Source organism: Treponema sp. B152 (assembly GCF_024181665.1).
GTDB classification, from domain to species: Bacteria; Spirochaetota; Spirochaetia; order Treponematales; family Treponemataceae; genus Treponema_B; species Treponema_B denticola.
The window spans coordinates 614,215-626,797 of record NZ_CP058668.1 but is presented as its reverse complement, the minus strand read 5'-3'; the positions used below and the strand labels follow the sequence as shown (position 1 = coordinate 626,797).

9 protein-coding genes are annotated in these 12,583 nt (G+C 38.8%); 6 read left to right on the top strand and 3 right to left on the bottom strand.

Going from position 1 to position 12,583, the window contains the following annotated elements:
• The first annotated feature begins 18 nt into the window (after positions 1-18).
• Complete coding sequence (locus tag HYB91_RS02785) at positions 19-420, top strand: DUF3784 domain-containing protein (protein ID WP_002675621.1); 402 nt, start codon at positions 19-21, stop codon at positions 418-420.
• A 12-nt stretch (positions 421-432) separates the two neighbouring features.
• A complete protein-coding gene (locus HYB91_RS02780; protein WP_002675622.1) occupies positions 433-2,070 on the top strand; it encodes a ClC family H(+)/Cl(-) exchange transporter in 1,638 nt (545 codons plus the stop codon).
• A gap of 5 nt (positions 2,071-2,075) precedes the next feature.
• Here the strand turns inward: HYB91_RS02780 and mnmE are convergent, their stop codons facing one another.
• Genes mnmE through HYB91_RS02765 form a run of 3 tightly spaced genes read right to left on the bottom strand, consistent with a single transcriptional unit; the run spans position 2,076 to position 6,602 of the window.
• Positions 2,076-3,494 (bottom strand): tRNA uridine-5-carboxymethylaminomethyl(34) synthesis GTPase MnmE, encoded by a 1,419-nt coding sequence (mnmE, locus tag HYB91_RS02775; protein WP_002675623.1) that lies wholly within the window; start codon positions 3,492-3,494, stop codon positions 2,076-2,078.
• Complete coding sequence (locus HYB91_RS02770) at positions 3,481-4,524, bottom strand: phosphatase PAP2 family protein (protein WP_002675624.1); 1,044 nt, start codon at positions 4,522-4,524, stop codon at positions 3,481-3,483. The genes mnmE and HYB91_RS02770 overlap by 14 nt, the downstream gene beginning before the upstream one ends.
• Positions 4,524-6,602 carry a putative glycoside hydrolase gene (locus tag HYB91_RS02765; RefSeq protein ID WP_002675626.1) on the bottom strand — a complete coding sequence of 693 codons (2,079 nt, stop codon included), beginning with the start codon at positions 6,600-6,602 and terminating at the stop codon, positions 4,524-4,526. Before HYB91_RS02765 ends, HYB91_RS02770 begins: the two co-directional genes overlap by 1 nt.
• A gap of 135 nt (positions 6,603-6,737) precedes the next feature.
• Here HYB91_RS02765 and HYB91_RS02760 point away from each other — a divergent pair, with 135 nt between their 5' ends.
• Genes HYB91_RS02760 through HYB91_RS02745 form a run of 4 tightly spaced genes read left to right on the top strand, consistent with a single transcriptional unit; the run spans position 6,738 to position 12,548 of the window.
• On the top strand, positions 6,738-7,394 hold the full coding sequence (locus HYB91_RS02760) for a CpXC domain-containing protein (RefSeq protein ID WP_002675627.1): 657 nt from the start codon (positions 6,738-6,740) through the stop codon (positions 7,392-7,394).
• A 6-nt stretch (positions 7,395-7,400) separates the two neighbouring features.
• Positions 7,401-9,587, top strand: coding sequence for a YncE family protein (locus HYB91_RS02755; protein ID WP_002675628.1), 2,187 nt, complete (start codon positions 7,401-7,403; stop codon positions 9,585-9,587).
• Between the two features lie 9 nt (positions 9,588-9,596).
• On the top strand, positions 9,597-10,841 hold the full coding sequence (locus tag HYB91_RS02750) for a type 2 periplasmic-binding domain-containing protein (RefSeq protein WP_002674509.1): 1,245 nt from the start codon (positions 9,597-9,599) through the stop codon (positions 10,839-10,841).
• A gap of 51 nt (positions 10,842-10,892) precedes the next feature.
• The gene (locus HYB91_RS02745) at positions 10,893-12,548 is read left to right on the top strand and encodes an AMP-binding protein (protein WP_002675629.1); all 1,656 of its coding nucleotides are present in this window, start codon (positions 10,893-10,895) and stop codon (positions 12,546-12,548) included.
• Positions 12,549-12,583: the final 35 nt, after the last annotated feature.

Here is a 12,583-nt window from a genome sequence, read left to right as displayed (position 1 = left end):
ACTTTTTTGGAGGAAAGAATGACAGCTTTTTATATAATTGCAGGATTGCTTGCGGTTTTCGGTATTTTAATTCATAAGTTTAAATTCTATTTTTTGATTGCAGGTTATAATATGATGAGCAAAGAGGAAAAAGAAGAATACAATGCCTCTTCCATGGGCAAACATGTAGGGCTTAGCCTTTATTTTCTTTCAGGCCTTTCCTTGACAGTAGGCCTTCTTTTCCGGTTTTTTCAAATGTCCAAGCAAACCGAAAAACTCGTAATAGCAGTCTATGTAATTCTTACAATGATTGCAGTTTCAATCCTCTTGATAAAAGAAAATAAAAAAAGACTAAACGAAATTATTCCTTTTATCGTGTTTATAAATATTGTTATTCTGATTATTTTAGCTCTAGTTATTTTATGGGGTAAAAATATTTAGAGTGCATTTTAATTGACAGGCAAAAGGCTTATTTATATAATATCAAAGATGAGCAACACAGGTTTAAGCACAAAAAAAATTCTTGAAAATTGGTATGGCAATCATCTTATTATTGCCGGAGAAAGTTTTATAGTAGGAATCCTCACAGGACTTGCCGTTACGGCATTTAGAAAATCCATTGATTTTCTTTCAAGCTTGCGAATTGATGTTTATGATAAGACAGTAAGCGGACTGTTAAACCCGGTCTTTGGTACAATCTTCAGCCTTGGCGTTTTAATTTTGACGGTAATTATTTTAGGCTTATTTATGGGCTTTATCATCAAAAAATATCCAATGATAAAAGGGAGCGGGGTTTCACAGATCAAGGGCAAATTTATGAAAAAGCTCGATATGAGTCCATGGCCGGAATTACCCTTAAAATTTTTAGGCGGTGTTTTAAATATAAGTGCAGGCCTTTCAGTCGGGCGGGAAGGCCCATCCGTTCAAATCGGAGCGTATATAGGAAGCGCCTTTGAAAAAATCGGCAAGACTTCCCATATTGAAAGAGTCTGCCTTGTAACGAGCGGTGCTGCTGCAGGGCTTGCCGCAACTTTCGGAGCACCCTTTGCAGGAATCGTCTTTGCAATCGAAGACCTGCACCAATATCTAAGCCCCCTCCTTTTAACCTGCGTAATGCTCGGAGCCTTTGCAGGCGACCTTACTGCCTCCTTATTTTTTAAGCAGGGAGCTATTTTTGATTTTCACGGTCTTCAACTTTTCCCTATAAAATATTTCGGCTGGCTCATTTTGATGGGAGCCGCGGCAGCCCTGATCGGACACCTTTTTAAAAAATCGATTTATACATCTCAAAAGATGTACGGAAAATTAAAAATTCCGCCCCAATTTTCGCCATTGATTCCATATCTTATTTCGATACCCGTCTGTCTTTTTTTTCCTCTTGCGGCAAGCGGAGGCGACCATCTGATTGAAGCCCTTGCAGAACATAGCTTTCCGCTTTCCATGCTCGTTCTGATTCTTGCGGCAAAGATAATTTTTACAGGTCTTTCGGCAGGCTCAGGAGCCATAGGCGGCATATTTGTTCCTCTTCTTTCATGCGGAGCCTTGACGGGAATTATATTTTCGAACATCTTGGTTTATTTTAATTTAATTGAAGCTCAATATTCCGTAAACCTGATGGTCTTTGCGATGGCCGCTTTTTTTACTACCGTAATAAAGGCTCCGGTTACAGCCATAGTTCTTCTTGCAGAAACAAGCGGAAACCTTTTCCATTTGGGAGGCTTGGTGCTGACCACAGCGTCTGCATACATTACGGCAAACATAATAAAGTCGCCGCCGAATGACGAGGTTCTTTTAAAACAGATTTTAGACAGTGAAGATTTTGCAAATAAAAAAGAAAAAGCGGAAGAACACGGCAAGCAGGTTTTTGAAGTTTGCGTTTCTCCCGAATCCTTTTTGGACGGAAAAAAAATTATGGACATTCAATGGCCTGATGACTGTTTAATCGTAAGCATTGCGAGGGGCGAAGAAGAAATCATCCCCGACGGCAGTACTGTTATTTCGGCAGGCGACAGGCTGGTGGTTTTAACGCACGGACACTATGTAGAATCCCATTTGGAGCAGATTGCAGAGATGGCTCAAGTTATAGATTAAGTATTTTACTTTCCGACACAAAAGCCTGAAAAAACCTTGTCAAGGATATCATCGGAGCGGACTTCTCCGGTAATTTCGCCCAAAAAGCTTAAGGCTTCTTCAAGGTCTTCTACGATGAGGTCGAGGGGGAAGCCTTCAAGAGAATTTTGATAGGCTGTTTTGAGCACATCCAAGGCCTTTTGAACGGCATCCCTCTGCCTTTCACTTCCGAGGGAAGCTGTTTTTGAAAAGCCGGAACTGCCTATATTTTTTGCAAGAACAGAATAGGCCTTTTCAGACAAAGCCTTAATCCCATTAGAAGCCTTTGATGAAATTATTATGGGCTCTTTAATTTTTTCGGCTTTTAAGATTTCTTTTATTTTTTCTTTTGACTCGGTATCGAGTAAGTCCTCTTTTGTGATAACCGTAATTACCGGAGCCTTTGCATTTTTTATAAACTCGGAATCATCTTTGTTTAAACTACCTGCGGACAAGATATCTTTAGGGTCGCAAAGGTAGAGGATGAGGTCGGCATTCCGGCTCATCTCCAAGCTCCGCTCGACACCGATAGCCTCTATCGAATCCTTAGTATAGCGTATACCCGCCGTATCGTAAAGGCTTACGGGGATGCCGTTAAAGTTTAGGGAAGCTTCAAGCCAGTCCCTCGTCGTCCCGTGAATATCCGAAACTATGGCCCTGTCTTCTTTTAGGAGGGCGTTAAAGAGGGATGACTTTCCTGCATTGGTCTTACCCGCAAGAACAACCTTAGCTCCTTGAATAAAGATTTTTTCAGCTGCCCATGAATCGGCTAAATCTTTTAGAGGTTCGATAATCCGTAAAATCAAATCGGGAGAAAATGCACCTTGGCTTGTTTCCTCATCTTCGGGATATTCTATTTCAACATCGGCCGCAGCGATGACAGCTGTTAGTCCGTGCTTTATTTCCTCTATACCCGAAAAAAGATTTCCCGACAGGCGGCCTGCTGCAAGTTCAATATTTATATCGGTTTTTGAATTGATGATTTCGTTTACAGCTTCGGCCCGCGTTAAATCGGCCTTTCCGTTCGCAAAGGCACGGAATGTAAACTCCCCGCCCTCGGCTGCTCTAAAACCGTTTTCAATTAAAAGGCGGTAAATTTTTAACACTACGGCAGTTCCGCCATGGCAGATAAACTCAACGGAATCCTCCCCCGTAAAACTTTTAGGCTCCCGATAAACGCAGACCGTAACCTCATCAATTTCTTTTTTTGATTCGGGGTCTAAAATCCAGCCATGCAAAATGCTGTTGCCTTGGGCTTCTTTTAGTTTTTCAGGTTTTGAAAAGATTGCGGAAGCAATGTTTATCGCCCCCTTCCCCGAAGTGCGGACAATGCCCAAAGCGGCAGGGCTTAGGGCCGTAGCTATTGCGGCTATAGGATCGTCTAGGGCATATTTACCTATCTGCATTATCTTCTCCCGAAATTTTTAAGCGGCAAAATATTATCGGAGCAAGCCCTGAGGCAATAAGACCTACTGCAAAAAATTCCAAAAAGCGGTAGAGCCTGTATTGTGCATAGCTTGAATCTATTTTTAAAAGATAAAAAATCATAATCGGAATACAGGAAAGAGCAGAGCCGATTATAAAGCGTAAAAACTTTTGTAAAAAACTTCCTTTGGAGGCATCAAAGCTATATTTGGAATTTTCAAGGATACGGATATTTCCAAAAGCCAGTCCAAGTATAAGGCCGGCTTCATTTACCTTTTCCTTTGAAATTAAAATGAGAATAAATGAAAAAAGAGCCGCAAGGGTAAACCTTATAGATGCAGTTTTTTTGAACTTAATATTTTGGGCATCGCTCTCATCTGTTCTATTTAATGTTAATGTGGAAAGCTTTGCTTCAATTGCGGGAAGAAAAAACATCATACTTAAAAAGATAAACGCACCAAGGCCCCAGCCTAATAAGACATCGGTCGGATAATGCACACCGAGATAAACCCGTGAAAAGCCTACCAATAGAGGAAGAACAATTGCAGCCGCTATTTTTATCTTAACCGAAGCCGTGCTTTTTTGAGGCTTTGCCGATTGGGAATCTTTTGAGAGGGTTCCTCTAAAGGGTTTATAAAACAAGACAGCCGGATAAATAAAAGCGCTTATCGAAGAATGGCCCGAAGGTGTTGAAAAGCCGCCTATGCTTTTAAGCATGATTTCGGGTGCATGAGCAAAGGGACGAGGAATTTTAAAAATCCGCTTAATCCCTCCGTTGAGTCCTGAGGTAAAGGCAGCGGCATAGGCAAGATGAAGCCCCTTTTTATAATCTATACACCAAAGATATAAGCCTATAATAAAAACGACAAAGCCGTAGGTTGACGCATCCGTAAAAATTTTCATTATTTCATTAAGAAAGGGGGTTGAAAAATTTTGTACGGTTCTTATTACTTCTATTCCCCATTGGTGTACTGCATGAAGTTCTTTTGAAGCTGCCGAAAGTTCCGCCATTATAAGCCCTCCCCATCAGGACGCAGATCCAAGTAACGCCCCGAATTATTCCAATAAATATAGCCTTCATCTATGGAATCCTTAATTCCTAAGATCTGGCGTTTTACGTAATTTTCATCATAGTATTTTTTATCATAAGAAACGGGAATAAAAAAGGCTTGAGCCCAAGGGCGTACAATTACCTTGTTGCGTGCCATCAATTTGTTTCTATAAGAACCTTGATGATAAATTCTATAAGGCCTTTCTTCGGCAGGCTGATAAGCCAAAAAACTTTGAGAAAAATGACTGGGATAGAACATTGGGCAGATAACATCCACATATTCTGCAAGAAGTTCTACCTCCTGCCCCGTGCGGGCACCGGTGCGGTACCAGCCGTTTGCTCCGTAAATATCTATGGAAATAGGAGCCTTGATTCTTTCGCGTGAGTAGGCTAAAAAAGACATAAGGGCACTAACCTTGTCCATGCCGTTTTCCCTTGCCGGATATCGGACATCTGCAAGGTTGAAGCCGTCGGTAGGAAAACGAATATAGTCGAATTGAATTTCGTCAAAGCCCAGGGAACAAAGCTCATCGGCTATATCAACGTTATATTTCCAAACATTTTCATTATAAGGGTCGACCCAATATTCCTCTATGTTTTCTTTTTCTCCGTTATAGAGATCATACCCCTGCCAAGGTTTACCGGTTTCTTTATCCTGAACGGCATATTGCCCGTTATTATATCTATATAAATTTTTATCTTTAAATACGACAATTCGGGCAATAAGATAGATATTTTCAGCCTTTGCTCTTTTTATAAATTTTTCGATATCGAGAGGATATTTTATGCCGTTATATTTTTTTATATCTTCGTTTTTACTTTCATAGCGGACAAAGCCGGACTCATCTTTCATGTCTATTACAAGAGCATTGAGCTTATTGTCCTTGATTGTTTTAAGATGCTTTTCAAAAGATTTTTCATCCCGCATCTGATGAGTGGGAGTATAAATGCCTTTTTTACCGTCAGAGATTTTTAAATAAGGATTGCTTTGATTTTTTTTGTCGTGTAATAACCAGAGTTCGGATAAGGACAAATTACCGTCAAGCGAGGTCAAACTATTCGGAACAAAGGCGCAAAGATACTTTGAATTCTTTAGGTATTTTTTGACCTTATTATAATCTTTCAATAATTTGTTGGAAGTATAGATTTGAGTATTCGGCATAATTAAATCGGTTTCAAATAAACCGCCTTCCATAACTCCGAAAACCGTATTGTCTATTATATTTAAACTATCGACACAAACGAGCTTTTTATTGTTTGCTTCTTTTTCATTTAAGGATATAAATAATTTTTTATTCCAATCGAGCTTATACATCAAACCTGAAAATGTTTGAGCACAGTAAACTTGAGAGTTGCTCGAGATTTGATTAAAAACAATATCCGATATTTCTTCAATCCCTTCAGGTCCTTTTTTTAAACCGTCGCTTATATCGTTCCAAATTTTTGAATTTACATCGGGCTGCTTCCAAGCCATACCTGCAATAGAGTGAGAAACAAAAACCGTTAAAACTTTTTCGCCCCTTGAATTAGGCATATCCAAAACACTGACAGCCTTTATTCCGTTTACCGAATGATTGGCTCCAAGGTTCTCCCAAGTTTTTCCAGAATCCCGTGTTAAAAAAACATTGCTTGAAGTTGCAGTAACAAAGATGTTCGGATTAAAGGGGTGAATTTCCAAATCTTTAAGTTGAGGAATTTTTTCTATAAAAGTTTTGTTTCCGTTTTTATCTATATTTTTAATTATTTTTTTAGGAAGCTTATCATTTAGGTAGTAGAATTCTTTTAAGTTTTTGCTTGCAGCAAGCCCCTTGCCGGTTAAAAAAAGCCATTGATTTCCGGCCTTAGATATTTTAAAAACGGGCGAATCACTCCAAATTTTTTTTGCCCTAAAATTATCTATTTTAAACAAACCCTCAGAACTTCCTGCCAAAAAAGCATCTTGGGCATAAAGCGGGAGCATAACAATCAACAAAACAAAAGCAAGCCTTAAAGCTCTTTTACCGCAATAAAACATTTTCATAGGTTCACATAATGCCATAAATTGAAGATATATGCAAGCCGGTATTTTTTTTGATAAAACTTCTTACAATTTATACCGGCCGATAAACAACCTCATCAGCCCTTACATTTTTCTCTAAAATTTGGTATAATAATAGAATATTGGAGTTTTATTATGAAGATACATTGTCCTTGCGATGCAAGTTTTGAAATTGAGCATCATGCCAAAATAAATTTAGATAAAGAACCGGAAATATTAAAAAAAATAGCTGACGGTTCATATTTGACCTTTAAATGCCCTCAATGCGGAAGAAAGGTCCGTTCCGAAATAAAGACAAGAATAGAATGGCCTTCCAAAAAGCTTATCTTACTCTTCGTTCCGGAGGCCGATAGGATAGCCTGCCTTTCCAGCTGTTCCGGATTAAAAGAGATAAACGAAAAAACAAAAAAAACCGAAAAGATAGAATATGAAAAAGCCGATGAGACCCCGGTTATAGGCTATTCGGAATTGGCTGAACGGCTTGCAGTTGTAGAAGCAGGCCTTGATCCTCATGCCATGGAAGTTTTAAAATTCTTTATATTGGACAGCGGAAAGGATATAAAGGGCAAAAAGATAAAGATATTTTTCCACTCGGTAAACAATGACGGCAGTTTCGAGTTTTATGTATACGGTTTAAAAGAAGATCAAGTAGCAGTTATGAAAATTCCCGTCAAATTATATGACTCGATTTGTCAAGATATAAAAAACAAAAAGAAGTCCGAAATTTTTACGGCAGTCTATTTGGGAAACTATCTTTCCTACCAAAATATTTTTACAGAAGGAAGGGATTAATAGTTTATGTACAAAAAATATCTTTTTTTATTTTTTGCTTTAATTTTATGCTTTTCATTAGGCGCTCAGAATGCGGATTTGCCTTGGAGTGAGGTTGCCGAAAATCAAGGGGAACAAACAACAGGAGGAACCGGACAAGGAAGCGGAACATCAGGCTCAAACTCTGCCTCACAAACGCAGCCGAACACAAACTCAAGTACAAGCCAACAAACTCAAGCAGAAGCAAATGCAAGTGCAAACACGGGAGCTCAATCCTCAGAGATAAAACCGGAAGAAAAAAAAATAAATATCCTTGTATTCGCTCAAGCTATGACCCTTGCGGTTGCAAACGATAAGGCTCTTTATTCACGTAACTCGGCCGCAAGAGCAAACATCCCAGAACAAGACAAACTTCGTTCGGCAAAGGTCGTTCACAAATTTTCGGGAGGCGTTACCGAGATAATGAATTCGGGAACATTGCCGATATTTTTTGCAGCAGGGAAAGACGGCTTTGTTACCAGATATTCTTATCCAAAATTTGAACCCGATACTTGGCAGCTTTCAAGTATGCCGATACAAAAAATAGCCGTACACCCTAAAGGACAACTCGTTGCAGTTTATGAAACAAACGGCTTTAGCATTCATCAAGTTTCTCTTTGGGATTGGGCAAAAAAGAAAACCTTATTTTCAAAACGCTTATCCGATTCGGTCGTATCCCTTTCATGGTCGGCCAACGGAACCTACCTTTTTGTAGGCAACAGGTCTACCGACGGTATCACGGTATTGGATTCAAAAGGCATAGTGCAAAATATTTATCAAGAAGCCCCCGGAATTGTTTTTTTGGCAGCTACGGCATCAACCGAAAGAAGCATTGTAACTTACGGAGAATCAGGCCGCCTTGTTTACACCGATATAGCAAAGAAAAAAAAGCTAAAAGAATTCAGAACAGAAAACAAACTTGAAAATCCGAATCTTATAAAAAACTTTACAAGAATTATCGGCTATAAGGACAATAATGTCTACGTAATAGATGCAGTTACGGGAGAAACGGTATCCAAACATCAAGCCCGATATGCCCTCTTTGCTTCCAAAATTCAAGATTCGGTCCCTATTTGGATCGAAAGAACTCGAAGAAAAAATGAATGGTGTATAAGACAGGGAGACGCTTCTTCGAGCGGCTTTTATGTGCCGGGAAATTCCAAAATAACGGCAGCCCGCCATATTAAAAATCACATGGTAATCGGCACCCAAGACGGTTCTATTTACATGATAGGCTTAAATGAAGACTCTTCAGTAAATCTTGAAAAACCGCTTACCTACTCCGACTCAAAAATAGATGACATTACAAGCGACGGAAATATTTTATATATTCTAAAAGACGGAAAAATATATGTTCAAAATTCCCCTGAAGAAAAACCCGTTCCGATAATAGAAGACCTTAAAACAAATAAGTTTACATTTTATAACAACGGATTTTTGCTGTGGTCGGACATAAAAAAGGGGATGCCTATCTCTCACTACTCCCTTGATACAAAGTCATTAAAAAAGATTATCATTCCTAAAGAAACCGTCATATCCGTTTCGGTTTATAAGAATTTATTTTTATATGTAGAATCTTTTAACGGAGTTACATTGGTTAATTTTGATAACGGAAAAAAAGAATTCGTCTATAATGCTCCGGGAATCCAAAATGCGGTTCAAGTAGACGACAACACAATGCTGATTGCCAAAAGCGCCATAGGACGATCCCAAAGTCCCGTCTTTATAATAAATACCCTAACGGAAGAAACAAGTCCGATTCCGATGGAAGGAAATTTAGCCTTTGCCCTTGAGCAAAATGCTTCACGCCCTAACAGCCTTGCATGTTTTTTGGTAGCAACAAGTCCTTCACCCAAGACGGAGCTGCTGCATATCAGCTTAAACCGAAAAAATACTATAGACAGCACATTCAAACCGATTCTTTCCTACAAGGAAGAAAGCGTAGATGCCTTTTTGGAAATTTCGGGAAACGACATTTTAACCAACTTGGGAAACAGCTCGCTTGTTCACTACAATACCTCATCAAAGCAGGCCAGAAGATTATCCCGCTCATACGGATTTCCGAAGGAAGCCGTTATCTTAAAAAAATATTTTATCAGCCTTAACTTCGGCGATACTCTATCATGGTATGAGCGGAAAACAGGGGCTATTTTAAAAACAGTAACAATAGAGTAAGAGAATTTTATGAAAAGATATATTTTATTTTTAATCCTTGCAGCAATGCTTTTTACCTCATGTACAAAAACCGAAGAAGACAAGATAGCGGTCATCTGGACGGACAGGGCGGAGTTTGTTTCATACTGTGAGGTTTTTAATAATTCGCAAAACAAATATAAAATTATTGTCGAATACCAAAAAAGCCCTGTCGATGCTCTCATCAATACCGATGTGCAGCCCGACATAGTTATAGGTTCATGGCTTAAGGGTAAATCCGCCAGAGTAAAATTTAGAAAAATCAATAATCTTTTCGGGGAAAAAAAGATAAACAAAACCGACTTTTATCCCGAACTCTTAAACTTAGGAAATATTTCCGGCAATCAATATCTATTGCCTATAAGTTTTAACTTACCGATGATTATTTTTTCCTCGGCAAATAAATTTAAAACAAAGAGCGATTTTTCCATTTCTCCTGATGAGATAAGGGATTTTTCAATTAAATTTAATAAGGGAATCAAAGGAACTTATACCGCAATGGGCTTTTCTCCACGCTGGTCGGACGACTTTTTATATATGAACACCAAGGGCTTCAATGCATCCTTTGAAGAAGAAAAAGATTTTTTTTCATGGAACGATAAATCCCTTCAAAATGCAATAAATTATATAAGAGATTGGAGCAGAGAGGTAAATACATCAGCTGCCGCCGAAGATGACTTTAAATTCAAATATCTTTATGACTCGCCCTATGTTTTAGTCAAAAACGGAAGATGTCTTTTTTATTATGTCTCCAGTGAGGAGCTTTTTTCTACACCTCAAAAACGATTGGAAAACATGGATTTTAGATGGCTTGCCTTCAGCGGGAAAACTCCCTTAAAAGACGACATTCTTTATGGAGGAATTTGCAGCAAGGCAAAAAACTCTAAAGCTGCCGAAGCTTTTTTTATTTGGTTTTTTCAAGTAAAAACCCAAGAACAGCTTTTAAATCGGGCCAATGAAATGGATCTGATGATCAATTCCTTCGGCCTTGCCGGAGGCTTTTCGGCCCTGCATCAAGTAACCGAAAAATTATTCCCAAGGTATTATCCTCTTTTACTGGCACATCTGCCTCAGACGCAAAGCTTTTATGCACCTCATATTTTGCCGAGCAATTGGCCGATGCTAAAAAAAGAAATTTTAATGCCCTATTTAAAGGACGCATGTAATGCCTCAGCATACCCCGATTCTATTCCTTCTCTTAATAAAAGAATAGCAGAATGGTATAAAAATCAATAAAAATGCAACCTTATTATAATTATATTGTCATAAACATTTAACGGAGTATTTATGCAGACAATCAATGATCTCGGAAAATATACATTTTCAGCCTTATTAAGAAATTCGGTCTTAAAATTTTCAAATAGACCGGCTCTTTCATATGTATCTGAACAACCCATAAGCTACAAAGAACTTAACGAAAAGGTTGAGTCTATAAAAACCTTATTACATTCGCTGGGCATAAAGCCGCTTGATAAGGTAGCAATTTTCAGTACAAGCTCGCCCCAGTGGGCAATTTCGTATTTTGCGATAGTAACACTTGGAGCCGTTGCCGTACCTCTTTTACCTGATTTTAATGAAAGTGAAGCTTCTTCTTGTTTAAAGCATTCGGGAGCAAGGGCTATATTTGCCGGAGAAAAACTTTTGGCAAAGTTAAACAATACGGATGACCTTGATATTATAATCAATATAAATGACTTTGCTGTAAAAAAGGGAGAAATAAAGACGGATACCCCACTGCCTGTGCATGAGTGCAAAGAAGAAGATACAGCTTCAATTATTTATACATCGGGTACAACGGGCCGTTCTAAGGGTGTTGTCCTTACACATAAAAACCTTATCTTTACGGCCATTGCAGGTCAGCACTGTCAACGCATAAACCAATACGAGGCAGCCCTTTCAATATTACCCATGTCCCATGTTTATGAGTTTACAATAGGCTTTTTAATGTTCATGCTGAACGGAGCCTGTATCTACTACCTTGAAGGTCCGCCCATTCCTCGAAACCTCCTGCCGGCTCTTCAAAAGATAAGGCCTCATTTTATGTTGAGCGTTCCGATTGTAATCGAAAAAATATATAAACAAAAAATTCTGCCGGCCTTTAATGCAAGTCCTCTTATAAAGAAGATTTACGGAACAAAACTCGGAAGAAAATTATTATGCCGTAAGGCCGGAAAAAAGCTAAAAAAGACCTTCGGAGGCCGTCTTAAATTTTTCGGTATAGGAGGATCAAAAACCGATCCCGTCGTTGAGCAATTTATGGTTGATGCAAAATTTCCCTATGCAATAGGCTACGGTCTTACCGAAACTTCTCCATTGGTTGCTTATTCCGCAGTGTACAAAACCGTTCCCGGCGTAATAGGCAGCACCATTCCGGGTGTAGAAATAAAAATAGGGGATAAAGACCCTCAAACAGGGATAGGCGAGCTTTTAGTAAAAGGCCCCAATGTCATGCAAGGGTATTATAATGCACCGGACTTAACAAAGGAAGCCTTTACCGAAGACGGCTGGTTCAAAACCGGCGACCTATGCGTCATAGATAATAAGGGAAGAATAAGCTTAAAGGGAAGATCAAAGAATATGATTTTAGGAGCCGCCGGCGAAAATATCTATCCCGAAGATATAGAATTTGTCTTAAACCAGCATCCCCTTGTATCGGAATCCTTAGTTGTTGAAGGAGAAAACACATCCTTAGTCGCTTATGTCCGCTTACAAGATGCCATAGGAGATGCCGTTTCAGAAATCTCTAATGCCATAATGCATAAGAGAGAAGAAGTGCTAAACGAAATAAGATTTTTTGTCAACTCAAAGGTCAACAAGTTTTCAAAGATAGATAAAATTGAAGTTGTAGAAGAGTTCGAAAAAACTGCAAGCCAAAAGATAAAGCGCTATCTTTATTCTCTACGTCATGGAAAACTCCAAACAGAAGGAGTAAAAGAAAAATAATAAAAAGCCTCCTTTTTAGGAGGCTTTTTTTACGT

Coding starts and splice junctions, on each gene's coding strand:
- HYB91_RS02785 (WP_002675621.1), top strand. CDS start 19: ATGACAGCTTTTTATATAATTGCAGGATTGCTTGCGGTTTTCGGTATT.
- mnmE (WP_002675623.1), bottom strand. CDS start 3,494: ATGCAGATAGGTAAATATGCCCTAGACGATCCTATAGCCGCAATAGCT.
- HYB91_RS02770 (WP_002675624.1), bottom strand. CDS start 4,524: ATGGCGGAACTTTCGGCAGCTTCAAAAGAACTTCATGCAGTACACCAA.
- HYB91_RS02765 (WP_002675626.1), bottom strand. CDS start 6,602: ATGGCATTATGTGAACCTATGAAAATGTTTTATTGCGGTAAAAGAGCT.
- HYB91_RS02760 (WP_002675627.1), top strand. CDS start 6,738: ATGAAGATACATTGTCCTTGCGATGCAAGTTTTGAAATTGAGCATCAT.
- HYB91_RS02755 (WP_002675628.1), top strand. CDS start 7,401: ATGTACAAAAAATATCTTTTTTTATTTTTTGCTTTAATTTTATGCTTT.
- HYB91_RS02750 (WP_002674509.1), top strand. CDS start 9,597: ATGAAAAGATATATTTTATTTTTAATCCTTGCAGCAATGCTTTTTACC.
- HYB91_RS02745 (WP_002675629.1), top strand. CDS start 10,893: ATGCAGACAATCAATGATCTCGGAAAATATACATTTTCAGCCTTATTA.